Origin of the sequence: Paenibacillus tabacirhizosphaerae, from assembly GCF_040812395.1 — a bacterium.
GTDB lineage: Bacteria > Bacillota > Bacilli > Paenibacillales > NBRC-103111 > Paenibacillus_E.
The window spans coordinates 96534-122292 of record NZ_JBFNXH010000008.1 but is presented as its reverse complement, the minus strand read 5'-3'; the positions used below and the strand labels follow the sequence as shown (position 1 = coordinate 122292).

23 protein-coding genes and 1 other annotated feature are annotated in these 25759 nt (G+C 48.6%); of the genes, 11 read left to right on the top strand and 12 right to left on the bottom strand.

All coding sequences use genetic code 11. The annotated features are described in order from the left end of the window. Positions 1-14: 14 nt before the first annotated feature. Positions 15-317 carry an urease subunit gamma gene (locus ABRS97_RS15970; protein ID WP_367815472.1) on the bottom strand — a complete coding sequence of 101 codons (303 nt, stop codon included), beginning with the start codon at positions 315-317 and terminating at the stop codon, positions 15-17. 342 nt (positions 318-659) lie between these two features. On the opposite strand from ABRS97_RS15970, the gene urtA reads away from it, so the two are divergent. The 5 genes from urtA (at position 660) to urtE (ending at position 5483) form a co-directional block, all read left to right on the top strand. Then, positions 660-1877 (top strand): urea ABC transporter substrate-binding protein, encoded by a 1218-nt coding sequence (gene urtA / locus ABRS97_RS15965; protein ID WP_483312467.1) that lies wholly within the window; start codon positions 660-662, stop codon positions 1875-1877. Positions 1878-1955: 78 nt separating this feature from the next. Further along, positions 1956-2861 carry an urea ABC transporter permease subunit UrtB gene (urtB, locus tag ABRS97_RS15960; RefSeq protein WP_367815469.1) on the top strand — a complete coding sequence of 302 codons (906 nt, stop codon included), beginning with the start codon at positions 1956-1958 and terminating at the stop codon, positions 2859-2861. 18 nt (positions 2862-2879) lie between these two features. Beyond that, on the top strand, positions 2880-3953 hold the full coding sequence (gene urtC / locus ABRS97_RS15955) for an urea ABC transporter permease subunit UrtC (protein ID WP_367815467.1): 1074 nt from the start codon (positions 2880-2882) through the stop codon (positions 3951-3953). A 47-nt stretch (positions 3954-4000) separates the two neighbouring features. Continuing rightward, on the top strand, positions 4001-4810 hold the full coding sequence (gene urtD, locus ABRS97_RS15950; protein ID WP_367815465.1) for an urea ABC transporter ATP-binding protein UrtD: 810 nt from the start codon (positions 4001-4003) through the stop codon (positions 4808-4810). Next, the gene (gene urtE / locus ABRS97_RS15945) at positions 4788-5483 is read left to right on the top strand and encodes an urea ABC transporter ATP-binding subunit UrtE (RefSeq protein ID WP_367815463.1); all 696 of its coding nucleotides are present in this window, start codon (positions 4788-4790) and stop codon (positions 5481-5483) included. Before urtD ends, urtE begins: the two co-directional genes overlap by 23 nt. 932 nt (positions 5484-6415) lie before the next feature. Here the strand turns inward: urtE and ABRS97_RS15940 are convergent. Continuing rightward, complete coding sequence (locus ABRS97_RS15940; protein WP_367815461.1) at positions 6416-10798, bottom strand: S-layer homology domain-containing protein; 4383 nt, start codon at positions 10796-10798, stop codon at positions 6416-6418. A gap of 389 nt (positions 10799-11187) precedes the next feature. Between ABRS97_RS15940 and gerQ the strand changes: the two genes are divergently transcribed. Further along, entirely contained in the window at positions 11188-11622 is a 435-nt protein-coding gene (gene gerQ, locus ABRS97_RS15935) for a spore coat protein GerQ (RefSeq protein ID WP_367815459.1), read from the top strand. 51 nt (positions 11623-11673) lie between these two features. On the opposite strand, the gene ABRS97_RS15930 is transcribed toward gerQ, so the two are convergent. Beyond that, positions 11674-11973, bottom strand: coding sequence for a hypothetical protein (locus ABRS97_RS15930; protein ID WP_367815457.1), 300 nt, complete (start codon positions 11971-11973; stop codon positions 11674-11676). A gap of 141 nt (positions 11974-12114) precedes the next feature. Here ABRS97_RS15930 and ABRS97_RS15925 point away from each other — a divergent pair, with 141 nt between their 5' ends. Further along, positions 12115-13098: a metal-dependent hydrolase gene (locus ABRS97_RS15925; RefSeq protein ID WP_367815455.1), complete on the top strand. Its 984-nt coding sequence runs from the start codon at positions 12115-12117 to the stop codon at positions 13096-13098. A 359-nt stretch (positions 13099-13457) separates the two neighbouring features. Here ABRS97_RS15925 and ABRS97_RS15920 read toward each other — a convergent pair whose 3' ends face one another. Both ABRS97_RS15920 and ABRS97_RS15915 read right to left on the bottom strand, forming a co-directional pair. After that, positions 13458-13583: a hypothetical protein gene (locus tag ABRS97_RS15920; protein ID WP_367815453.1), complete on the bottom strand. Its 126-nt coding sequence runs from the start codon at positions 13581-13583 to the stop codon at positions 13458-13460. A 321-nt stretch (positions 13584-13904) separates the two neighbouring features. Continuing rightward, positions 13905-14138, bottom strand: coding sequence for an alpha/beta-type small acid-soluble spore protein (locus ABRS97_RS15915; RefSeq protein WP_367815665.1), 234 nt, complete (start codon positions 14136-14138; stop codon positions 13905-13907). A 158-nt stretch (positions 14139-14296) separates the two neighbouring features. Between ABRS97_RS15915 and ABRS97_RS15910 the strand changes: the two genes are divergently transcribed. Both ABRS97_RS15910 and bshA read left to right on the top strand, forming a co-directional pair. Further along, complete coding sequence (locus ABRS97_RS15910) at positions 14297-14473, top strand: DUF5325 family protein (protein WP_367815451.1); 177 nt, start codon at positions 14297-14299, stop codon at positions 14471-14473. Between the two features lie 182 nt (positions 14474-14655). Then, on the top strand, positions 14656-15816 hold the full coding sequence (gene bshA, locus ABRS97_RS15905; RefSeq protein WP_367815449.1) for an N-acetyl-alpha-D-glucosaminyl L-malate synthase BshA: 1161 nt from the start codon (positions 14656-14658) through the stop codon (positions 15814-15816). Positions 15817-15913: 97 nt separating this feature from the next. Here bshA and trpS read toward each other — a convergent pair whose 3' ends face one another. Then, positions 15914-16894, bottom strand: a complete 981-nt coding sequence (gene trpS / locus ABRS97_RS15900; RefSeq protein WP_367815447.1) for a tryptophan--tRNA ligase — start codon at positions 16892-16894, stop codon at positions 15914-15916. Between the two features lie 60 nt (positions 16895-16954). Further along, positions 16955-17225 (bottom strand) — a binding site (T-box leader). Between the two features lie 118 nt (positions 17226-17343). Here trpS and ABRS97_RS15895 point away from each other — a divergent pair. Beyond that, complete coding sequence (locus tag ABRS97_RS15895) at positions 17344-18423, top strand: permease (RefSeq protein ID WP_367815445.1); 1080 nt, start codon at positions 17344-17346, stop codon at positions 18421-18423. 73 nt (positions 18424-18496) lie between these two features. Here ABRS97_RS15895 and ilvD read toward each other — a convergent pair whose 3' ends face one another. The 6 genes from ilvD to ABRS97_RS15865 form a co-directional block, all read right to left on the bottom strand. Then, a complete protein-coding gene (gene ilvD / locus ABRS97_RS15890) occupies positions 18497-20182 on the bottom strand; it encodes a dihydroxy-acid dehydratase (RefSeq protein ID WP_367815443.1) in 1686 nt (561 codons plus the stop codon). 147 nt (positions 20183-20329) lie between these two features. Next, positions 20330-21316, bottom strand: coding sequence for an ABC transporter permease (locus ABRS97_RS15885; protein ID WP_367815441.1), 987 nt, complete (start codon positions 21314-21316; stop codon positions 20330-20332). Then, positions 21316-22827, bottom strand: coding sequence for a sugar ABC transporter ATP-binding protein (locus ABRS97_RS15880; protein ID WP_367815439.1), 1512 nt, complete (start codon positions 22825-22827; stop codon positions 21316-21318). The genes ABRS97_RS15885 and ABRS97_RS15880 overlap by 1 nt, the downstream gene beginning before the upstream one ends. Before the next feature lie 68 nt (positions 22828-22895). Then, entirely contained in the window at positions 22896-24005 is a 1110-nt protein-coding gene (locus ABRS97_RS15875; RefSeq protein WP_367815437.1) for a sugar ABC transporter substrate-binding protein, read from the bottom strand. Positions 24006-24155: 150 nt separating this feature from the next. Next, positions 24156-24800 (bottom strand): ribonuclease H, encoded by a 645-nt coding sequence (gene rnhA, locus ABRS97_RS15870; RefSeq protein ID WP_367815435.1) that lies wholly within the window; start codon positions 24798-24800, stop codon positions 24156-24158. 1 nt (position 24801) lies between these two features. Beyond that, positions 24802-25299, bottom strand: a complete 498-nt coding sequence (locus tag ABRS97_RS15865; protein ID WP_367815433.1) for a hypothetical protein — start codon at positions 25297-25299, stop codon at positions 24802-24804. Between the two features lie 158 nt (positions 25300-25457). Here ABRS97_RS15865 and ABRS97_RS15860 point away from each other — a divergent pair, with 158 nt between their 5' ends. Next, positions 25458-25685: an alpha/beta-type small acid-soluble spore protein gene (locus tag ABRS97_RS15860; protein WP_367815431.1), complete on the top strand. Its 228-nt coding sequence runs from the start codon at positions 25458-25460 to the stop codon at positions 25683-25685. Positions 25686-25759: the final 74 nt, after the last annotated feature.

Sequence of the window (25759 nt, the reverse complement as noted above, 5' to 3'; positions counted from 1 at the left end):
CTTCGACCGTCGATTTAAGTAATGGGTTGATGTACCGTAACAAGCTTCGTACCATCAGGAAAGGTCGCTTCTACCTGTACTTCATGTATCATTTCAGGCACACCTTCCATAACCTGATCCGCCTTCAAGATGGTTGTGCCGAACGCCATGAGCGCAGCAACCGTTAAACCATCCCTGGCGCCCTCCATAATTTCCGACGTCAGCAATGCTATGCTTTCTGGATAATTCAGCTTCAACCCTCTCGCGAGTCTGCGGCGAGCTACATCCGCCGCCACAGTGATGAGCAATTTCTCCTTCTCTCTTTCCGTTAAATGCACATCTTCACCTCTTCAAAAACCGAATAATTGGAATCTCTTAACCTAATTATATTCGTGATTATATGGAAAGTAAATCATTTTATGTTAGATTAAATGACATAAAAAACTTGGTTCTTGAATATATTCTTCGTAGATTATATAAAACAAACAAATATTTGAGATATTTTTGTAATTAACCATCAATAATTAACTTTTTACGTTATGTATATTGACATCGTGTTATTTTAAACTTTATTATAGGCGATGTAATCTAAATCCAATTTTTGTAAAGGGAGTGGGACGTGAATGAGAGAGATAAGAACAATCAGCAGGCTTACCGTTACGATGAGTCTGGCACTCATGATGGTCATGGCAGGCTGCGCAAAAACCGAGCCCGCCGCATCCACGACAACTACACCTGAGGCAACGAAAGCCACCGAAACTAAGGCGGAATCCAAGGCTGAAACGGTACCTGTCGGTATTCTCCACTCCTTAACAGGCACCATGTCCATTAGTGAAGTCTCCGTGCGGGATGCGGAGCTAATGGCGATTGATGAGATTAATGCTGCTGGGGGACTTTTGGGCAAAAAAATCAAACCCGTTATTGAAGACGGGGCATCCGACTGGCCGACCTTTGCAGAGAAAACGAAGAAGTTGCTGCAAAAGGATAGCGTCGTGACCATTTTTGGATGCTGGACATCAGCCAGCCGCAAAGCGGTGCTTCCGGTCGTCGAGCAAAACAAAGGCTTGCTGTGGTATCCGGTACAGTATGAAGGGCTCGAATCTTCACCGAATATTTTCTACACGGGCGCAACGACGAACCAACAAATCATCCCCGCAGTCACTTGGCTCCTGCAAAACAAAGGCAAGAAATTTTACTTGCTTGGATCTGATTACGTATTCCCTAGAACAGCCAACAAAATCATTAAAGAGCAGCTCAAAGCGGAAGGCGGCACACTCGTAGCCGAAGAATACACGCCGCTTGGACATACGGATTACAACACAATTATTAGTAAGATCAAAAAAGAGAAGCCGGATGTTATCTTCAATACGCTCAATGGCGACAGCAACGTTGCCTTCTTCAAGCAATTGAAGGATGCAGGCCTTTCATCCAAAGATTTGACAACCATGTCCGTAAGTATTGCGGAAGAAGAAGTGCGAGGCATTGGGGCTTCCGTTCTGGATGGACACTACACCGCATGGAACTATTATCAAACAACAGATATTCCAGAAAATAAAAAGTTTGTTGATGCCTACAAAGCCAAGTACGGAAAAGACCGCGTTACCGACGATCCCATCGAAGCCGGATACACAGCCGTTTACCTTTGGGCGGAAGCTGTGAAGAAGGCCGGTTCCTTCGAAGTTGAGAAGGTGAAAGCCGCTGCCAAAGGCATCGAATGGAACGCGCCGGAAGGCAAAGTGACAATTAACGGCGAAAATCAACACATTTCCAAAACGGCTCGGATCGGGCAAATTCAAGCTGACGGGCAAATTAAGGAAATATGGAATTCAGGCCAAGCGCTGAAGCCCGACCCTTACCTCAAAACATATCCATGGGGCGCAGAGGTAACGAAAAAATAATTCATACTTCTGTCATCTCTTGAAGCCAGGACTGCCGTACGGCAGTCCTGTATTTCATCCATATCGGGGAGGAATGTTATGAGTCTTCTGCTGCTTCAATTATTCAACGGCCTCAGTCTCAGCTCGATTCTGCTCTTAATTGCCATTGGTCTCGCCATCACATTCGGGCTTATGAACGTGATGAACATGGCACACGGCGAATTCATCATGATCGGGGCTTATATGGCGTACCTGGTCCAGCAATGGTTCCAGAAATTTCTTCCCGCCTCCGCATTCGGCTGGTATTTCATCGTTTCATTAGGCGTCGCCTTCGTTGTCGCTTTCGTGATTGGCTGGCTGTTGGAAGCCTTGCTCATTCGATTTATGTACGGCAGGCCGCTAGACAGCTTACTCGCGACCTGGGGCGTCAGCCTTGCCCTGCAGCAGCTCGCCCGCTCGATCTTCGGAGCTCCTAACGTAGCGGTCAAAGCGCCGCAATGGCTGGAAGGCGGCCTTCATCTGACTGCTGATCTCATACTGCCTTATAAGCGGCTGTTTATTATCGCACTAGTCATCGTATGCATCTCAGCTATCTATATGTATCTATATCACTCTGCTGGCGGCAGAAAAATGAGAGCAGTCATGCAAAATCGGGAAATGGCCGCTTGTCTTGGCATTTCGACCCGAAGAGTCGACGCTCAGTCCTTCGCCTTCGGCTCCGCAATGGCGGGTATCGCGGGATGCGCCCTATCTTTGCTTGGACCCATCGGCCCTACCATTGGCACCTACTATATTGTGGATGCATTCATGGTTGTCGTCCTTGGCGGCATCGGCAAGCTCATCGGTACGGTAGCCGGCGCTTTAGGCATTGGCGTCTTTAATACAGCTTTGGAATATACAACAAGCGCTACACTCGGAAAAGTATTAGTTTTCACGCTTATCATCGCCTTCCTGCAATGGAAACCGATGGGGCTAGTAACTATGCGTTCAAGATCCTTAGATTGAAGAAAGGATGTGATCTCTATGCTTGCTGCTGGACATTCCAAACTCAAATGGATGATTTATACGGTCTGCTTAGCCGTTATTGCGCTTGCGCCTGTATTTTTATCCGAGTTTCGGCTATCTCTCCTTGGAAAATTTCTCGCTTATGCGATTATTGCTATAGGGATTGACCTCATTTGGGGCTATACCGGTATCCTCAGCTTGGGACACGGCGTTTACTTCGGTCTCGGCGCTTATTGTATGGCGATGCATTTGAAACTGGCTTCATCACCGGACCAACTGCCCGATTTCATGTCATGGAGCGGCGTAGAAACACTCCCTTGGTTCTGGATCCCCTTCCATAACGCTGCCTTCGCCTTTCTCATGGCACTTGTATTGCCCATGATTGTCGCTTTCATCTTGGGCTACTTTACCTTTCGCAATCGAATCAAAGGCGCTTTTTTTTCTATCCTTTCACAGGCGCTTGTGATCATTACCGTTACGCTGTTTGTCGGACAACAAGGCTATACAGGCGGCACGAATGGGCTGACGAACTTTGAAACCTTTTTAGGGATGAACCTTCGTTCGCCATCCACCAAACTCTTATTTTTTTACATCACCTTAGCTGCTGTTCTGATCGTCCTTATCCTATGCTCCCTGCTCGTTTCGAGCCGGATGGGCAATATCCTCACCGCCATCCGTGATGGAGAAAATAGAGTTCGCTTTATCGGATACAATCCTGTTGCCTATAAAGTATTCATTTATTGCGTCTCCGCAGGGCTTGCCGGACTCGCAGGCGTGCTTTTCGTCTTGCAGGAAGGCATCATTTCCCCGGCCCAAATGGGCATTGTTCCTTCCATCGAGATGGTGCTATGGGTCGCCATTGGCGGGCGCGCTTCGATTGGCGGTGCGGTACTAGGCGCACTTCTCACCAACGCAGCCAAAACAACGTTCAGTGAAGCTTATCCGGAGTGGTGGCCGATTATGCTCGGCGCCATGTTCATTATCGTCGTCTTGCTGCTGCCAAAGGGCATCACCGGTACCATCGCTCATTATCTATCAAATTGGAAAAGGCCTGCGCTTTCTAAACCAGTTTCTTCGCAAGAAGCAAATTAATGAGATACCCTGCACATTCACAAAATCACAAAGGAGGAGGCCATCCCATGCTTGGACAATTAGCCACACACCAAGAACCTGCACCTGGCGGGGACATTCTGCGGGTGAAGGGATTAGAAGTCAGCTTTGACGGCTTTAAAGCGTTGCGAAATTTGGATTTTTCATTGAAACAGGGCGAACTGCGCTTCCTTATTGGGCCAAATGGCGCTGGAAAAACAACCCTGCTGGACGTCATTTGTGGAAAAGTAAAGCCTTCCCAGGGCCAGGTTTTGTTTAAAGATACCATTGATCTCACTAAACATCAGGAGCACCAGATCGCCCAACTCGGAATTGGCCGCAAATTTCAAGCTCCCTCTGTCTTCTCTACGCTCACCGTCTTTGAGAATCTTGCTCTCTCCATGAAGCAGCGGCGCGGGCTGCTCAGTGCACTGTGGACCAAAACTTCAAGCGAACAGCTCGATCGATTGCAGCTCAGGCTGGATATGATAGGGCTGACTACGAAAGCCAAAGAAAGGGCCGGTTCGCTTTCCCACGGGGAAAAACAGTGGCTCGAAATCGGCATGCTGCTGATGCAAGAGCCAGAACTCCTGCTGCTCGACGAGCCCGCGGCCGGCATGACCGACAGCGAAACCGAGAAGACCGGCGAACTGCTTCATGAAATCAGTTCGAACCAAACGATCATCGTCGTCGAACACGATATGGAGTTCGTTCGCCAATTTGCCAAAACCGTTACCGTACTGCATGAGGGCACCATGCTGCGAGAAGGAACGATGCAGGATATTCAGAACGATGAACGGGTAGCTGAAGTTTACCTTGGGAGGAGAGTGGAGCGCGGTGCTGAATCTGCAAAAAGTTGAAGCTGGCTACGGCGAAAGCATGGTTCTTCGCCATGTGAGTCTCCGTGTGAAACCCGGACAAATCGTATGCTTAATGGGGCGCAACGGCGTGGGGAAATCAACGTTGATGAAAAGCATCATGGGACTTATTCGCCTCAGATCAGGCTCCATCCATTACAATGAGCGTGAAATGAATGCCCTTACGCCCGATCGGCGTGCGAGATCGGGCATCGGCTATGTGCCGCAAGGCCGCGACATCTTCCCTCAGCTGACGGTTGAGGACAATCTGCTCCTAGGTCTAGAAGCTGCCGCGGACGGACGGAGAAAGCTGCCCGAATCCCTCTTTGACACCTTCCCCGTGCTTCGGCAAATGCTCCACCGCAAAGGCGGCGACCTCAGCGGGGGACAGCAACAGCAATTGGCTATCGCCCGCGCATTGGCAGCCGGCCCTAAGCTTCTGCTGCTTGATGAGCCGATGGAAGGCATTCAGCCTTCGATTGTGATGGAAATTGAAGCGATTATTGAATCCATCAAGCGCAACCGCGAAATTGCCGTGCTGCTTGTCGAGCAGAGCCTTGAATTCGCCACGAGTATCGCCGACTACTATTACGTTCTTGACCGCGGCACCATTGTTGCTGAGGGCAATGCCGAAGAGCTTAGCGAGGAGCAAGTCAGAAAGTATTTGATTGTGTGATCCCCCATGCCGCATCTCACTAAGAATCGAGCCCGTTTCCCCCTCTTGATCCCTGAATTGGCTTGGCTCCTGAACGATCCATGCAATTTTGGATATGAAAAACCTGAGGCCGCGCCTCAGGTCCTTGTCTAAAAACCATGCACTAACCCCCTACGTTTGAGCATGGGGAGTGAATTGGATATGGGGTTCCAACCGCTGTTAAAGTCGTGTTCCTTGCATGGACAAAGTAGTGCGAACATGACTTTAAAGGCGGACGCTATCGCTTTTCCCCATACGCATTCCCTTTTCGTATTATCAGGTTAGCCAGAAATATCTGGTCGGCCTTTTTCTGCTCTACTTCGTTCTGCCTTCCACTTCTCTTTTAACTAACCTGTCTTCCATCCGGTATTCCTGCCCATAAACACCCCCGTAAAAGTAAGATTCCGGGGACATTTCAGCTCCGCAAGCTTCGCAAGAAAACCGAGGAGGTACTACCGAACCGCCTATTCCCCATGCACAGCGATATCGACGGAACTACGATGCCTTATTCCACGGTAACGTCCCTTTTCTCCCCATGAAGCGGAACTAGGATGCGTTAAATGAGCGAAACTGTTCCTAGAACCCAGCATGTCCTGCTCATAACGCACGGTAGTTCCGCGAAACGTCCCTGCAATCGAAAATACCGCCACTCAACGCATCTACGTTCCGCTCACCCTTGCAAAAAGACGATCTATCGCAAAACGAGGTGGTATTTCAATACTCCAAACCGAGGTAGCACTTCCGGGTCTTCTACGTCCATCCTGTCAAATACTCGCACCACACGATGCGTGCGAAACCTCTCCACTCTGCGAACCCGCCACACACGCATACCTGACGATATATGCTTTCTGTTAATAAAAACAGAGTGCGGCGTCTGCAAAGAAACGCCGCACTCCGGTTTTATTTTGTAATGATTAGTTCATGAACTGCTCGAATTGCAGCCACCGTTTCAGCATCGCTGCTGCCTCTGCCCTAGTGGCATTTGCACTTGGAACAAAGGTCCGCTCGGTTACGCCATTGACGATTCCCGCAGTAGCAGATTGCGCTACCGCTTCCTTTGCCCAACCACTGATAGATGAATGATCAGAGAATTTGGTCAATGCTGCGGTGTCAGCTGCCACCTGCTTGCCTGCAATTTTCATTGCGCGTGTAAGCATGACAGCCATTTGCTCACGGGTAATACTCGCTGCCGGATAGAATGCACCGCCATCGAAGCCATCCGCTAAGCCTGCTTTACTTGCCGCACCGATCGCCCCTGCAAACCAGTCATTCGTCTTCACGTCAGTGAACGGCGCCGCCTTCGTCTCCGATAACCCTAGTGCTCGCACTAGCAAAGCTGTGAATTCTGCACGGGTTATCTCTTTTTGAGGAGCGAAGCTGCTCTCCGTCGTTCCTTGAATAACCAATTTTGATGCCAATAGTTCAACGTCAGCCTGGGACCAATGCCCTTTCAGATCATCAAAGGTTTTAAGATTCTCTACAACCGCGTAGATACTATTCCCCGGTCGTTTTATCTCTGCTTGCGCAATTCCGTCCTTCATCGAAAAGACGGCAGGTACAAAAACCATATTACCCGTCGCAGGGTCATAAAGCACAGCTGTCGCTTTCTTCATATCAATTGCTTTTCCAATATCCAGCGATCTGGAAATGTAAGTTGTTCCAAAGTCATTAACAGGCACCTGCTTCCCGTTAGCCTCAGCCACTACCATATAGTCAATGGAAGCGGTTAGGAGTTTAAGGCCCTTTTCCTTCGCTTTGGACTCTATTCCCATTGCGGTCGCGCCGCTAAGTTTCTCGATAGTTATACTGATCTTGATATCTTTTTCCGAAACACCTAGCGATTTCGCAAGACTGGAGATATGAAGTGCTTGCAAAGGAAGATCATAAGTCGCATTGCCATATTTCATGGACAATATCACTGCTGGCGCTTTGGATAACAGCTCTGTCAATGAAGCGGACGGAATCTCAACCTTGCCCAATGCCTCATTGCTCTTCACATCAACATGGATGCGGCGCTCTGCCGATCCGGCTGAACTTTTCAACACCTCTAGCGCTTGATTGAGCACGGTTCCTTCGATCGTCACTATAGCAACTGATTTTCCGTCTCCCGTTTTCTCGATTCTCGGCTGAGCATCGATAGTAGTCGAGCTGTTCTTTGAAGGCTCCGGCTGGGAAGGAATAGAAGGATTAGATGAAGTAGAAGAAGAGTGATCCCCGGAACCGCTTGCCCCCCCACTCCTATAAGGCGTTGCATGAACGACAACTGAATTCGCGCTTACTCCGCCCGCGTTCGCCGCCGTGACCGCATAGTAATACGTGGTTCCGTTACTTAAGCCAGTATTCGTATACGTTGCGCTTGTTACGTTCGCGGCAATCACTGCAAACGGGCCATCGCTGCTCGCGCCACGCTTTATGCTGTAATACACAGCACCCGTTACGCTCGACCACTGCAGGCTTACCTGACCGTCGCCCGCCGAAGCCGTTACATTCGCTGGCGCACCCGGTGCCTCAGGAACCGATTCGCCGACCGCATTCAATGTCTTCTCCTCCGTTTGCGTCCAGGTGGCCCCTGCATCTCCGGAGAATCGCATCAAGTACTTCCAAATACCGGATTTTACAGGAGTAAAATTAGCTTTATACTCGTCGTTCTTGCCCTTGTCGGCTGAATAAAATGCATCTGTCCATGTATAGGAAGTCCCCATTTCAGCCTTGTATCCCAACTGGGCGCGGATATGTATCCCCCGGCCTTTATAATTAGTCACATTGGCTGCATTCACCTCAGAAGAAATGGTTACAGCAGTTCCAACAGCCTTCACTTCAGAAAAGCTGCTTAAGTTCTCTGTTTTAGCAATAGGAATCTTCGGCATCTCTTTGTACGGTATTCCCGTATCGGCCACTTTATCGATTGTATATTCGTCAAGCAAGGTACCGTTCTTTTCCAAAGACTTGATCGTTAATTTGTCGCCATTCACCTGCACTGCAAAATAGTTCGTATCTTCCGTATCATTCTTCTGGTAAGCATCCCATACTTGCTTCATAGGATCGTTATAATTTTTGTTCCCGGATCTGCCGGTAATGTAATAGACCGTTCCTTGCCCCGGAGTATCTACGAAATAATTATTGTTGATAGGGAACGTTCTGGAAATCGCATGATCGTGAGCCGCGAATACGACATCAACATGATATTTGTCAAAGATCGGCTGAAATGCCAGCTTAATCGGTTCGGCGTCCGTATCACGTGAAGCTCTGGCATAATACGAAGCTTTGTGATACAAAGCGATCTTCCATTTCTTCGTCGTACTTTGCAAGTCCTTATCCAGCCATACCTTTTGTTCCTCGAGAATGTCATTCATCGGTGTTGGAATATTTTGATTCACTTCTGCCTGCTGAGAATTCAATACGGCAATATGAACATCTCCATAATCAAAAGAATACACCGTTCCTTTCAAACGATCCGGCCCGTTTTGCGGGACTTTGAACTGGGCAATAAAGTTATTCGCCAATTCGTTGGCGTTATACCCGGCATAGTATTCGTGATTTCCAGGGACGGGCATCTCAGGAATATTTTCAATTACTCCTTTCGATCCTTCGAACCATTTGTGCCAGTGCGCATAACTGGAATCCAGCTCTGTAAGATCTCCGACATTCATAAAAAACTTGGCGCCGGGATTCGCCTTATAGGCTGTATTTACCGTTTCGCCCCATTTTGCGTAATCGCTCTCTTCTTGCCTTCCGCTTTGGCTGTCACCAAAGACTAAGAAGCTAAAGGGAGTTGTTGTCAAAGCCTCTGTAGTAAACGTATTCGTATCGCTCCATAGCTCCCCGCTGCCCACTCGATATACATAGGCCGTTCCCGGCTCCAGTCCTCTCAAAGTAGCAGTATGCAGATTAGTGTTCGTTACGGTATTTGTCGTTTTGAACTCTGTTGCGACCGCATTCGCAGTTTTCGAAACGCCCGGAAAAGAACCAGCATCTGCTTTTTTCGCGTATTGCACAACTCCATCTAAATTCGTTAGACTCGTTTTCCAGGTTATGGTTTGAGTCGTCTTCGGACTTTCCGACCATGTCAGCGTCACATCAAATGGCTTCTCGATTGTCGCTGCATCAAAAAAACGATTAACTTTATATCCCAGAAGCTTACTTTCCCATGTTGCTCCATTATTCAAAGAAAATCTCATCGCATAATACCATGTTCCTGCTTTGGTTGGCGTAAAATTCGCCTTGAACCGGTCTTTGCTGCCCACATCGTCCCTATAAACCGCATCTACCCATGTGTAGTCCGTGTCATTTTCGAATTTGTAACCCAGTTGGGCTTTTGTATTTCTCCCTTGCCCTGGCTCATCTGTAATTCCTTCCACCTTGACTTCGCCTAAAATATCCGGCGTGGGCACATCGATCAACAGCTTATCGGTAAGGTCTGTCAAGTTCTCCACCGAATTAATTGAAGGCAAAGTCATTTCGCCTTCCGTCGCAACAACGGTTAGCGTGCTGGTTCCCGCAGAACTCCACGTAACACCGCCATCCCCGGATACTCTCATCGCATAATTCCACTTGCCTACCTGATCTGGTGTAAAATTCGCTTTGTATCGGTCATTATTTCCCGTTATTCCTGCGTAAACCGCATCATTCCATAGAAAATCCGTTGAACCGCTATCGAGCTTGTACCCCAGTTGAACCTTCAATTTTGCAACCTGGTCTGCTTTTCCCGTAACGCCGTTTATATAAACTTCAGCATAAATGCTGCGGGTCGGAACGTTGATTAATTGGGTGCTAGTCACTGTACTTAGATTTCCAGTCCATCCGATCGTATAAACGATTTTATCCGCTATGGTGACCGTCTTCTCCTCGGTCAGTTTCCAGGTTTGGCCCGAGTCTCCTGAGAATCGCATCACATACGTCCATATGCCTGATTTTGCAGGAACAAAATTTGCTTTATACCGATCGTTATTGCCCGTATCGCCAGCATAACCGGCATCAACCCATGTAAAATCAGCGCCATCGGATTTATAGCCTAGTTGGGCTTTGATCGGCGCTCCTTGTCCGACTCCTGCGGTCACCTGATCGATATAGACCTCCGCTTGAATATCCGTTGTCGGTTGGTTAACAATGCCAACTGCACTTGTTAAATTGCCAACCCAGGCTAAGGTGTATACTTGCTCGGTGACGGAAGCGCTCGATCCGCTGTTTCCACCTGCACTCTCGGCCAACGAGATGTCTGGCAGACAGTTTGAAACGAGTTGAAACACCAGTGCAAACGTTAGCACAAAACTGCAAAGCTGCTTATTAACGAAATTCATTGCTTCACCCTCCTATAAATTATACAAATTTTACTTTAATCACAAATTGTTCGGAGAATGTTATTTCAGTATGAATGTTTTATGTTTATGCAAGTATGACATATCTTCATGCCAGGTTCTTTGTGAACCACAACGTCAGAGTTTTTTCCGCAAACGCATTGAAAACAGTCACCAAATAGGCATTTGCACAATATGATGATTATGAAAATGGCCCATCGCCTAAGTCTTGTAAGAAAGGAGTAGACGGAGAGGCGGCATTGTCTGATACTTTCACGTTTCCTACCGCTTATGAAACTTCTGGTTGATGATGTGCCATTCGTTGAAGAACGCTCAAAAAAAAGATTACGAAGAAAGCTTTCCGATTGAAAGCTCAGGGAGGATTTACAATTATGATGAATAACCCTTACAAAACCGGGATACAAGTACCGCATGCCCCTCAAGCACAGAATGGCTATCCGTACCCTTCATACCAAATGCACACAGGAAATTTCCCGCCTACTCCGACTGGCACACAGGCTCCGACTGGTGCAGCAACCTATATTCCCGGCCAACTGCCTTTGGAGGAATCCTTTATTGAAAACATTCTCCGACTGAACCTTGGCAAGAAGGCAACCCTGTATATGACCTATGAGAACAACTCCGAATGGAATGCCAAAATTTTCAAAGGCAGACTGGAAGCTGCAGGCCGTGACCATATCATCATCAGCGATCCTGCAACTGGCATGCGTTACTTATTGCTCATGGTGAACCTTGACTACATCACGTTCGATGAAGAGCTCAATTATTACTATCCATACGCAAACAAAGGTCCACAAGGCAGATAAGCCTATGCAAACAAAAACCGCCGGCTCTACGTCATAGAGCAGCGGTTTTTTTCATTTTTGCGGAGTCACCTGCGTGAAATGCCACATATGCAGCTTCGACAAGCCACCTTTGATCCATTGATCCCATTTGGCCTGATCTTCTGAATCCTCGACTTGCTGCGTGCGTTTGCGTTTCAACACCTCATACTCCGCATATGTTATATCCGTCCAAATCTCCACGAACAACCCCGGCTGATCTGTACCTTCCAACAGTTCCAAACGCCCTTCCCTGCTTTGGAGTTCCTGCATATAGATGAGATAGGACGCCCGCCCCTCGGGATTTATGGCATACTCCACAAAAACTTTGCACATTTTTAGATCTCCCTCTGATTTATTTTTGGCTCTAAAATGGTAAACTAAGCATAACGCTTACGAAGAAAGTTTTTTTCACAGAAAACTCAGTTTATGCTTACGATGCAAGCTTTCCTACGGAAAGCTCTTAGGAGGAACCCCATGGACACAGGCACACATCTTGTAATCGGATTAGGGTTGGCCGGACTTTCACACATCGATCCTGTCGTTGCAGCAGATTCAACAATAGCCACTGCCGTTTTCATTGGAACCGTGATCGGTTCTCAAATTCCTGATGTGGACGGGCTGCTTCGCTTCAAGGGGAATGCCACTTACATTCGCAACCATCGCGGCCGATCTCACTCTTTGCCAGCCTTACTGCTATGGACACTGCTGATTACGGGTACGCTAGCTCTCTTCTTCCATGGACTCCCTCTCCTGCATGCAGGAATGTGGGTGGCCATCGCCGTTTGCTTTCACGTCTTCACTGACCTGTTCAATACGTATGGCACCCAAGCCTTGCGCCCCTTTTCAGAAAAATGGGTGTCATGGAACATTATACACATCTTCGATCCTTTTATCTTTATCAGCCATCTTGTGGCGATTTTCATGTGGTCATTTCATGTGGCAAGTCCAACATTGATTTTCCCTGTGTTGTACAGTATCCTCGGCATCTATTATATGTGGCGCTCTCTGGACCATTATATATTGGAAAAAGGGCTGTATCGCAAAGATCCGACTTATCAGCCAGGAGACAAATACACACTCATCGTAACTTTCAACCTGTACGTGTGGAACGTGGTCAAACAAAGAGAAAACGGAACCTACCAGCTTGGGGAGATGCGCAATTTAAAATTAAAGTGGATCGATACAGTAAAATGCGACTCGCATCCAGCAATTGAAGCATCCAAAAATCACGAAGACATTCAAGCATTGCTGTATTTCTCTTCCTTCGCCTGTGCCGAAGTAAAAGAACATCGCTGGGGGTATGAGGTTCGATGGGCCGATGTACGCTATCGTCATCGTAAGCAGTACCCTTTCGTAGCCGTTCTTCGAATGGATCATGATTTTCACACACTCGACTCCTATGTCGGCTGGGTGAACGAGTCGCGGCTGGACAAAAAATTGAAAGTTGATTTATATTAGCAAGCAGCAAGACGCGTTGGCAAACGCGTCTTTTCTCTGTAAGACAACTAGTTGCCGAACGCTTCTAAGGAACCTATCCTACGGCAAATGTCCTAGCTAATATACACGCTTGCTGTTAGCGATACCCTTGGCAGAGACGCGAAGCTACATGCTAATCTCTCGCTGCTATTGACCAGACTTTACCAGTAATCACCACCTCTTGATTATCAACTGCATTCGGTACTGGAATTTGCCGGGAGATGCAGCATTCTCCGCTTAGCTCGCGGAACTACAGTGCGCTATCCCCCCGAAAATTCCCTTTTCAATTAGCCAAGCGGAACTACGATGCGCTAAACGCACATTTCTGAGCGTATTCCCCCTCATTTTCTACGAATAGCGTACTCACGTTCCCCGAAATCATCCTTTACGCCCAAAGAACGATCCATAGCGCACTCACGTTCCGTGAAATCATCTACTTCTACTTGTATCCAAGGTTCTCGATTCATCTACTTCACCTTGCATCCAAGTTTCTCGAATTATCTACTTGCACCTTGCACCCAAATTCCCAAAATCATATGCACACCCAATGGACAATTCAAACCATACTCGCACTCCGCTCACCGTGCATTTCCAACGCACAAGAATCCCGGACATCCACTACGGCACTGCAAAGCAGACGCGATACCTGGCCTTTCAATCCTCGACTTTGGGCTAGCCCTCATCTTCTCCATTGTGTTTAGCGACATCTGGCAAGGCAACCTAACCCCAAAACCAAAGTTCAAAAAAGCCCAGAGGAAAATTCCTCTGGGCTTCATATGGTTCTTAACTTAACGGAAATTCCCTTGGCCGCCTGCTAGAGACTGTTCCGCGATTTGCACCAAACGGCGAGTGATGTTTCCTCCGATTGCGCCGGTATCACGGGACGCCATGTAACCGTAGTAGCCATCTTGAGGAATTTGGATGCCCAGTTCTTGAGCTACCTCATATTTCAATTGGTCTAAAGCTGCTGTCGCTTGTGGTACTATCAATGTGTTGCTGCTACGAGATTGTGCCATAGGGATCAGACTCCTTTCATTCAGCTATGATCTTTGATGTATTTGCAAGCTTGCATAGATAGTATGTGGAGGAAATGAAATTATATGCACAGCGATAAAAAAAGATTAAAATAGATTAAAATAGTAAAGACAAGTTTACCTCTCAAGAAAGCAGGTACATATTCATGAACAAACCGCTCGCATTTCTATTCGCCGTAATCGGCACCCTGTTATTGGCCGGCATCAGCTTATTCATCGCACTAAGACAGCCTTGGATGGTGCTCCTCTTCGCTGTAATCTCATTAGGATTCATCGGGTATGGATTTGTTGTTAAAGCTAAGCTGCGCAAAAGAGGCAATTAGTTGAATTGACTACTAGTTGACACCAGCTTGGCTAGAAAGCTATACTTTTCTCACTACGTTACATAAGGAACCTGCCCACAAGAAAGTAGTTGATCCTCTGCACTACTTTTTTTCATCTTATTTATTACCAAAATGAAAATATTCTATTATTGAAATAGTTTTAATAAATTGTAAATCAAGAGGTGAGTCCGTTGCTTAAAATCGGAATTTCCTGCTATCCAACCTTAGGCGGATCTGGCGTTGTGGCCACTGAACTCGGTAAAATGCTTGCTGAAAGAGGGCATGAGGTTCATTTCATAACCGATCGCATGCCTTTCCGGCTCGGCCAGTTTCACCCTAATATTTACTATCACGAAGTCGAGGTCAGCGATTACTACGTATTCCGCTACCCGCCCTACGATCTGGCGCTTGCCAACAAGCTGGCCCAAGTTGCCAAACAGGAAAAACTCGACCTGCTCCATGTTCATTATGCGGTTCCACATGCGATATGCGCTTACTTGGCTAAGATGATGGTCGGGGAACACCTTAAAGTCGTCACGACACTGCACGGAACTGATATCACGATTCTTGGCCATGATCCCTCGCTGCGAGATTTGATCCGAATGGCTATTCATGAGAGCGACGCTGTTACAGCGGTCTCGGGAGATCTGATTTCGGAGACGTACGATGTCCTGTCTGTCGAGAAGCCTATTGATCTCGTCTACAATTTCGTCGATCCCCGCGACTACATCGCACCCGCGAATCCACAGCTTCGCGCAGGGTTTGCTCAACCGCATGAGAAAATTTTGCTCCATATGTCCAACTTCAGGCCTGTGAAACGGATTGGCGATGTGATTGACATATTCGCAAAGGTTCATCGCGAGGTGCCCGCACACCTCGTATTTGTCGGCGAAGGTCCTGAACTGGCCAAAACAGTCAATTCCGTAAAAGAGCTAGGGCTGGCGAGCCGGGTTCACTACCTCGGCAAGCAAAACAACGTCGCCGAAGTCATAGGCCTCGCCGATCTGCTCCTGCTTCCTTCCGAGAAGGAAAGCTTCGGTTTAGTCGCCTTGGAAGCTATGGCTGCCGGCGTTCCGACCATTGGCTCCGACGCCGGCGGCATCCCCGAGGTCGTCCGTCACGGCGTCGACGGCTTCCTGGCGCCTGTCGGGGATACCGAGCAAATGGCCGCCTACGCCGTGCAGCTCTTGAAAGACACACAGTTGCTCAGCGAATTTTCCCTCGCAGGTATGCAGCATGCGCGCGCACAATTTTCAGCATCGGCCATTGTCGAGCAGTATGAGCATATTTACTACCGCGTAGTGTCACGGAGCGAATCTTTGGAATCCTCTGCGAGCGGATGAGATGAATTCTGGATGCTTCGAAACAGGCGTCTCACGCAAAAAAAGTGGTCGAGCAGAGAAAATGCCACTGCTTCAACCACTTTTTTCCACTTGCTAATTACAAAACAAATCCCATCCGTTTCTTCACTTCAATCAACGTTTGGTTGGCGACTTCCGCCGCTTCCCGCGCGCCCTTTTTCAATATATCGTGAATTTCACCCGATTTGCGAATTTCTTTGTAACGCGATTGAATCGGCTCTAATACGGCTACCAATTGCTCCGCCAAATCCTTTTTGAATGGGCCGTAACCTTGCCCTTCGTACTTCGCCTCAATTTCGGCAATGCTCATCTCCGCAAAATGCGAGTAAATGCTCATCAGATTGCTAACTTCGCGTTTGTTTTGCGGATCGTACTTCACCTCACGGCCTGAATCAGTCACCGCGCGGCTCAACTTCTTCCGGATTACATCCGGCTCATCGAGCATACCGATGAAGCTGGCAGGGTTCGGGCTGCTCTTGCTCATTTTTTTGGAAGCATCGTCTAACGACATAATTCTAGCGCCTACCTCCGGCATATAAGTCTCAGGCATCGTAAAGAATTCACCGAAACGATTGTTAAAGCGATTCGCCAAGTCGCGCGTCAGCTCCACGTGCTGCCTCTGATCGTCACCGACTGGAATAATATCCGCATTATACAGAAGAATGTCAGCAGCCATCAGAGAGGGATACGTAAACAATCCTACTCCGACGGATTCTTTGCCCTCCGATTTATCCTTGAACTGCGTCATCCGTTCCAATTCGCCCATATACGTTAGTGTTGTCATGATCCATCCAAGCTCCGCATGCGCGCTAACGTGCGATTGCAAGAAGATGGATGCTTTGTTGGGATCCAGCCCAGCTGCCACATACAGCGATGCCGCCATTTCTGTCTGTTCTTTCAGTGCCGCCGGCTCCTGCGGAACCGTAATGGCATGCATATCCACGACCATGAAGAAACATTCGTGCAAATGCTGCAGCTTTACATAATTGCGAAGTGCGCCAATATAATTGCCAATCGTCAGCTGACCGCTGGATTGCATGCCGGATAATACTCTGCTCATTCAAAATCCCTCCAAGTGGTTGGTTGCAAATACAAAAAAACAACAAAAAGGCCTCTCCCCGAAAGGGACGAGAGACCGTGGTACCACCCTAATTTGTCCCATCATGCACCATGGCATAGGAATGAGACCTTCAGGCTCCGGTAACGGGGAGCTGCCGTTTGGCATACTGGCAAATGCATTTCTGTGTCCGGCCTAGGTTCCGGCGAACTGCATCTGTGTTCAGCCTTAAGCTCAAGGATCCATTCGTCTTGTTCGTTCCACCGGTTCACACCATCCACCGGCTCTCTGAGAAACGGGCTGCAAGCTTACTTGTTCCTGTCATCGCTGATTGATTTTATATTATTATACACCCTCTCACTTCAATGTCAACTCAGCGAGCTGTCCTATCTTCCCATGCATGAACATAGAATAAAAGCATAGTGAATTTGCGGACAAAGGGGTAATGCGACTTGGCTTCAACTATTTACCGGTGGAGCGCTCCCGTTTCCACAGCCATATGTGTGCTTCTGCTGATCATGATCTTAACGACGAAACAACTCCCTGATATGATCTTACTTACCAAAGAGTTCAAGCTTGTTTTCACATCGTTCATGGACATCTTTCTGGACGCACTGCCCTTCATGCTGCTGGGCATCATCCTCTCGACTGCGGTCGAAAGCTTCGTTCCCGAAGCCTTCATCCGCAAATTGACGCCGCGTCACCCGCTTGGGGGCGTTCTTTTCGCCTGCGTGCTCGGCATCTTGTTCCCGCTCTGCGAGTGCGGAATGATCCCTTTCGTGCGCCGCTTGATGAAAAAGGGGATGCCCGTTTATATCGCCGTCATCTTCATTCTCGTCGGCCCCATTTTAAATCCTATCGTTTTCGCCTCCACCTACATGGCATTTCGCAACGATCCCGCAATGGCCTACTCACGCATGGGACTTACCTTCGGCGTTGCGCTGGTGGTGGGCTTCATGTTGACTCGCTTCCTAAAGAACAATCCGCTTCGCCATACGATTCAGACGGTTGGCAGTTCAGGGCCGCAGGACACCGAGCACGAGCTTCACCACCACCATCATCACCATTCCCATCACAACATGGAGGAACACGATCATCATCATGACCATAGTCACGCTCACGGTGGCCGTCTGGCTACCATGCTCAGTCATGGTACTACCGAGCTATTCGAAATGGGCAAGTATTTAATGCTTGGCGCTCTGCTCACTGCTCTCATTCAAACCTTCGTGGCCAAAGACAGCTTAACCGCCATCGGCCAAGGGCCATTCGTCTCCCATCTGTTCATGATGGGCTTTGCCTACCTGCTTTCGTTATGCTCAACAACAGATGCCTTTGTTGCTTCCTCTTTTACTACAACCTTCTCATCCGGTTCCTTGCTCGCCTTTCTCGTTTTTGGCCCCATGATTGATGTGAAAAGCACATTAATGCTTCTTTCTATTTTCAAAGCCCGTTTCGTGCTGTCTCTTTCCGTCCTTGTCGCTGTGACCGTGCTCATTGGTTCCCTGGCCTTCATGCACTTCTTTCTGTCATGAAAAAAAGCTCATCTCAGAGGCAGCGCATGAATCATCATGCACAGCTTCCGAGATGAGCTTTATTCGAAGCAAATTAGATCTTCAAAATGGCACCGGCACTTGCATTCGTAACCATTTTTGTATAACGCGCCAAATATCCGGTTTGGATTTTCGGCTCGAAACCTTGCCAGCTCTCGCGGCGTTTCGCAAACTCTTCATCGCTGATTTGCAGCTCGATTTTACGGCCATCCATATCGACATCAATGATATCGCCGTCTACGACGAAAGCAAGAGGTCCGCCCTCAGCCGCTTCCGGAGACATATGCCCGATGGAGATGCCGCGGGATGCGCCCGAGAAGCGACCATCTGTAATCAAAGCGACTTTAGCACCAAGTCCCATACCTACGATTTGGGAAGTAGGCGCGAGCATTTCCGGCATACCTGGCCCGCCTTTCGGACCTTCGTAACGGATAACAACAACGTGTCCTTCTTTCACTTTGCCATTGGCGATTCCATACAGCGCTTCGTCTTGGGAGTTAAAGCAAATCGCTGGGCCCACGTGACGGCCGCCAACTGATTTATCAACAGCGCCAACCTTCACGATGCTGCCCTCTGGAGCGAGGTTACCGAACAGAACAGCCAGTCCGCCTCTTTCGCTATGTGGGTTGCTCAAAGGATGGATAACGTCTGTGTTCTGAATCTCGCAGCCCGCTACATTTTCACGCAGCGTTTTCGCTGTTACCGTGATGCGATCGCCGTTAAACGCGCCCGGCTTTTTCAGAAGCTCATTAATGATCGCGCTAACGCCGCCCGCCAAGTGAACATCTTCGATGTGGTAATCGGAAGCTGGAGCGATTTTCGCAAGGTGAGGAACGCGCTCGGCTACTTCATTAATACGGGAGATTGGGTACTCAACACCCGCTTCAGCAGCGATAGCCAAAGTATGAAGAACCGTATTCGTCGATCCGCCCATCGCCATATCCAGTGCAAAAGCATTGTCGATTGCTTCAATCGTTACAATATCGCGAGGCTTGATGTCTTTCTCGATCAGCACCATCAACTGCTTCGCGCAGTCTTTAACGAATTGTTTACGCTCTTCGGCAACCGCCAGGATCGTGCCGTTACCCGGCATCGCAAGGCCAAGGCCTTCAGCCAGACAGTTCATGGAGTTCGCAGTGAACATACCCGAACAGGAACCGCAAGTCGGACAGCCGTATTGCTCCAGCTCTTCCAAACCTGCCTCGTCCAATTTACCAGCTTGAAACGCGCCTACGCCTTCAAATACGGAAGACAAGGAAATGGACTTCCCGTTTTTATCTTTACCGGCTTTCATCGGGCCGCCGCTCACCAACATCGTTGGAATGTTGACGCGAAGAGCACCCATAATCATGCCTGGTGTAATTTTGTCACAGTTAGGAATACAGATAAGACCATCGAACCAGTGTGCATTTACTACCGTTTCCAAGGAATCTGCAATGATTTCACGGCTTGGCAGTGAATAGCGCATACCAATGTGACCCATCGCAATACCATCGTCAACACCGATCGTGTTGAATTCGAAAGGAACGCCGCCTGCTTCACGAATCGCTTCTTTGACCAATTTACCGAATTCCTGCAAGTGAACGTGACCCGGAATAATGTCTATATAAGAGTTACAAACCGCAATAAACGGCTTGCCGAAATCTTCCTCTTTAACGCCGGCTGCACGCAGCAAACTGCGGTGTGGAGCGCGGTCGAAGCCTTTTTTAATCATGTCGCTACGCATCTTTGGATTAGCCATCTTATGTTCCTCCTAATATAGGTATCTATGAGTGAAGCTTGCAATTCACAAAACAATGCATCTATCATACCACACTTTTCACAATTTTTCTTCCTTTAGTGTGTTCCCGCGTCGATGTAGCAGATATATGGCTTTGCAACATCGGTTTCACGCTTTCCGGCGATTCAAATGAACGAAAGTAATGGCAAGCGCAAACACCAAGACGCCGCCTTTCACAATATCAAAGCCGAAATACGGCACATTCAGCATGGTGAGCCCATTGAGCAGCACACCGATTAGTACAGCGCCAAAAAATGTCCCGATCACATTCGGCTTGCCTGCCCCAAGCACGGAGTAGCCGACAAATACTGAAGCCACAGCTTCCATCAAGAGCGGCGCACCCGCGTCGATTTGTCCGGACCCTACGCGAGATGCGTAGAGGATACCGCCGAAGGCAGCGAAAATGCCTGAGAGCACATAGGCGGCAAGACGAATTTTGTTCACTGAAATTCCCGAGAGACGCGCCGCTTCGCGATTGCCGCCAGTAATATACAGCTGCCGACCCCAACGCGTGTAGGTCAAAAATACGTGCACCGCGATGACCGCGATAATCATGAGGACCACTGGAACCGGCACGCCCAATAGTTTGCCTTGTCCAATCCATAAAAATTCCGGGGTGAACTTGCCTTTGGCCACCGTACCATCTTGAAATCTCATGTTGTTATAGATCGAAAAACCTTTGGTAAACGTTTTTTGCACGCCCCCAATGATATACATAACAGCTAATGTAGCCAGCAGATCGGGGATACGGATTTTCACAATAAGAAGCGCATTTAGAAGTCCAATGACAGCGCCGATCAGAATAGGCACAACAATAACGATAATGAGCGGCTGCTGATACCAAACCATTAAAGCCGCCGCGCCAACGGTAGATAAGGACACCGTCGAACCTACAGATAGATCAAAGCCATCGACGATCTGCGATAGTGTAACCCCAATTGCAACGAACATCACAATCGAAATCGAGCGTAAAATATCAGCCATATTATCATAGGTCATGAAATTCTCATTAATGATTGAAAATACGATAACAACAAGCGCAATGATAAACAAAGCGCCATATTTAAATGAAAAATCCAAGGTTTTTTCCTTCATTATATTTCAGCCTCCCCCGCGCTCGCATACGTTAAAATCAGATCCTGCGTCGCTTCCGCGCGGGAGAGCTCCTTCACCACAGAACCATAGCTCATAACCAGTATACGATCGGCTATTCCAATAATCTCATTCAACTCGCACGATAAATAAATGACCCCTTTGCCCGCTGCCGCCAAATCGCCGATCAGCCGGAATATGTCGCTTTTAGCGCCAACGTCAACCCCTTTGGTCGGCTCGTCAAACATATAAACATCCGCACTCGTCGGCAGCCATTTGCCGACTGCAACCTTTTGCTGATTACCCCCGCTAAGGTGCTTCACGATCCGATTCGGATCGCTTGGGTGCACGCCGAGCTGTTTCACCATACTCACCGCATGCTCGCTCTCCAGCCCTCGTTTCACGAAGCCAAGGAAGCTCAGCTTGCGCAAAATGGGAAGCGACAGGTTGCGCTTCACCGTCTCCTCCACGAGAACGCCCTGCTTGCGGCGTTCCTCGGGCACGAGCGCGATGCCCGCGCGCACGGCATCCTCCGGCTCGCGCAGCGCGAGCTTGCGACCGGCGAGCCAAACCTCGCCGCCGTCCGCGGCGTCGGCGCCGAAAATCAGCCGGCTCAGCTCCGTTTTGCCGGCGCCAACCAAACCAACGACGCCGAGGATTTCGCCCCGGCGGAGGTCAAAGCTGACGCCGCGCACTTTGGTGCCGCGGCGCAGCGCCTTCACCTCGAGGAGAACATCGCCGATGGGCACATCGGCCTTGGGGAACTCCTCGGTGAAGGTCTTGCCCAGCATCGCCTCGATCACGGCGGCGATGTCCAGCTCTGAAGCCGCACGCGAGAGCACGTGCCGGCCGTCGCGCATGACCGTGATCCGATCGGCGATGCGGAACACTTCCTGCAAGCGGTGGGAGATGAAGATGAGTCCCACCCCCTCTTTCTTCAGGCCGTCCATAATCAGGAACAGCCGTTCAGACTCCTCCAGACTAAGCGGTGCCGTCGGCTCATCGAAAATAATAATCTTAGCCTTATGCGCCATAGCTCTGGCAATCAGCACGAGCTGCTTCTGCGAAATGCTCAGCTCATCGATCTTGCTGCGAACGGAGAAGGTAGCTCCAATTTTCGCTAAAATCGCTTTCGCTTCTTGATGAAACTTTCTCCAGCTGACCCAAGCTTCACCTTGAACCAACCTGTCCATCATGACGTTTTCCGTCACCGTAAGCTCGGAAACCAGTGCGGTATCTACTTCTTGATAAACGCAATAGATGCCCTGTGACATCGCCTCTTTCGGCGTTCTAATCGAAAGCGGAGTGCCATGAACAATGATTTGGCCTTCTTCATTCGTGTAGGCACCCGATAATACTTTCATTAAGGTGCTTTTTCCAGCTCCATTAGCCCCTAACAGGGCATGAATTTCCCCAGCCCTCAGATCAAAATCGACCTCCTGCAGCGCTTTTACGCCAGGAAATGATTTGGAAATGCCCTGCATATGCAGCAATACAGAGTTGTCCACCGGCATTTATTTCCACCTCCCCTTTCAATCTGAAAGTCCCATCGCGTATCGCCGATGGGACCCTCTGTTTTAACTTATTTTTTTTCAGCCGCTTTCAACCAGTCTGTGTAACCTTGTTGACTGCCGCCCCAGCCTTTTACGAATTCGCTCAGCTGCGTTGTATTGATTTGCTTATCTTTAGGCAATTGATCTCTGGATACATAGACCGGATCCAGCACAACTTTATCTGGCGTTTGATCACCGTGCAGCTTCTGATACAGATAACGAACTTGAACGCGCCCGATATCCTTCGGATCAACTGCAGCCGATGCTACCCAAGGGCTTTTCGGATCTTGCAGCAGTTGCAAGTCCTCATCGCTAAGGTCAATGCCGTATACTTTGATTTCTGTACGGCCGGCTTGTTGAATCGCACGTGAAGCTCCTTTAGCGAACTCATCCCAAGCAGCCCATACCGCCGTAATATCGCCTTTGTTCGGATATTTCTTCAGAATCGCTTCCATTTGCGTTTGTGTATCTAACGCAGGATCTTTGGCCGTTCCGAAAGCAGCAACTTCTTTAATATCCGGATATTTCTTTTGGAAATCCTGGTAGGCTAGCTGTCTGCGTTCCATTGGCGCAAATCCGGCAACCCATACTTTCACGATATTTCCTTTGCCGCCAGCATCTTTAGCGAGTTGTTCCAATGTGGATTCAGCCATCTTCTGATCGCCTTGCTCCAAGGAAGTTACGCCTGGTACTGTCAAGATGGAATCAAAGCTGACAACCGGAATTTTCTTTTCTAAAGCTTTCTTCACGCCGGCTTCCAACGCTTCCGCAGTTCCGTGGTCAATCAGAATGCCGTCGAATTTTTGGTTAATGGCCGCATCCAGATTGGACGCCATTTTCGCCAAATCTGTATCAGCTACGAATACCGTTACTTTGCCGCCAAGCTTTTCAACTTGCTCTTTCACACCTTCCACATATTGGGAAGAAAAAGTTCCTGTATTGAATTGCATAACGAGCGCAATTTTCTTTCCGCTAAGATCCGTTTTTGCCGCTTCAGCCGGTTTGCTGGATTCTGCTGCCTTCGCGCTTTCGGCTGGCTTTGAGGTTTCGCTGGCGCTCTGTTTTTGTGCGCAACCTGCAAGGAAACTCCCTACTAAAGCTAAAATGATAAACAAACTGGCTAAATTCTTCTTGCTCATTATGTACCCTCCCCAATCTACTTCTCTAAATAAAATCCTATCAACTCTATCGGAACATTATGCCGAGTTATTTAGTAGGAATTATTAGTTTGTATATTAGCATTAGCCGAGTACATCGGTCAATCCCTTTTTATATTTTTCGACATTCCTCTACTTTCGCCCGAAATCAGCCTTGATCTCGCCCCACTTTTTCGTATCCCATTTCACGATTTTGTTCGTGTAGGTGTGGGTTTTGATCCACTTCAGGGCACGATCGACCAGCGTCCATATTTCTTCGGTCGAAGCGTCTCTAACCAGATTCGTCGAGACTTCTTTTTTCCGCAGCCAGCTTAGGGCCGTCACGGAATCGGTATAAATCGTTTTGTTGCTGCCTTGTTTCTGCAAATAGGCAATCCCGTGAACGATAGCAAGGAATTCGCCCAAATTATTCGTCCCTTTAGAAATAGGCCCTTGATAAAACAAAATCTCTCCAGTTCTCGTATCGACGCCTTTATACTCCACGATGCCTGGATTGCCCGAACAGCCGACATCGACGGAGATGCTATCATACTCCACTTCGGGCGCTGATGCGGTGCCTGATGATTTGCCTGCGGCACTTGCTGCACTGCCTTTTCCCGAGAAATCCAGCGATTTCTGCCATCCTCTCTCGAAAGCTTTTTGCGCTTCGCCCTCTGATTCATACGACTTGAATCGCGCTTGCGGGTAACCTTTGGTCTGCGCTTGACAATCTGCCCACGACCGATAAATGCCAGGCTGATGCCCGACCCATACCACATAATATTTCACTTGTGCCATCTTACACACTCCGTACTTGTTGTTGTAATTGATCGACCAGTTCTGAAACTACTTTCACGGTATCTGCAAAATAAGGCCTGTAATCCAAACCTTGAATATAGTTCAGGTATGTTTGTCCCAATTTAAGCGCCTGCTCGGTGTATTCGGCTATCGGGAGGGTATAGCTTTCCAGTTCGCGGTACGTGCCGTTCGAGCGTTCCTCGACATGGCTCAGCTCCAGGAGCTTCGCATCCAAATGACGCACCGTGAAAGAGAATCCCCGACATTCAGGGTCACCGCAGCCGCACACGAAGAAAGGCATCCGCTCCCACTGATCCGCGGGTGCAAATCGATTCGGGCTTGTATCATGAAGCGCGCTATAGAGTAGAGCAGGCAGGCCCACATCTACACACAATGGCTCCTCGATGATGATATCATCATCCACCGCCATCCGCACATCAGCTTGTATGATTTGCAAATCTTTATCCAACGACCAGCCATTCACAGCAATATCAAGCATGGTTTCACCTCCGCGACCGCATATTCGATTTATCCATTATAACAAAAACTGTGTTTTCGTGCCTAAGACCTTATACTCAGGTGGTCAAATTTCCCAGTTTGCACAGCGAGTATAAACTAAAAAAATGATTATACTACCATTACTGGAGGTGATAACAGATGGCTACAGGACAATCTCGCAGCAGTAACTCCCTAGTTGTTCCACAAGCTACGGCGGCTCTAGACCAATTGAAGTATGAAGTTGCTCAAGAATTGGGCATCCAAATTCCTCAAGATGGCTACTACGGCTACATGGCAACCCGCGACACAGGTGCAATCGGAGGAAACATCACTCGTCGTCTCGTTCAAATTGCTGAGCAGCAACTTGCTGGCAAATTCAGTAGATAATCGTTTCACCCTATACTTACTTGCAAGGGCTTTCTCTTAAGTGACCAAAACTTAGGGGAGGGCCTTTCTTCATT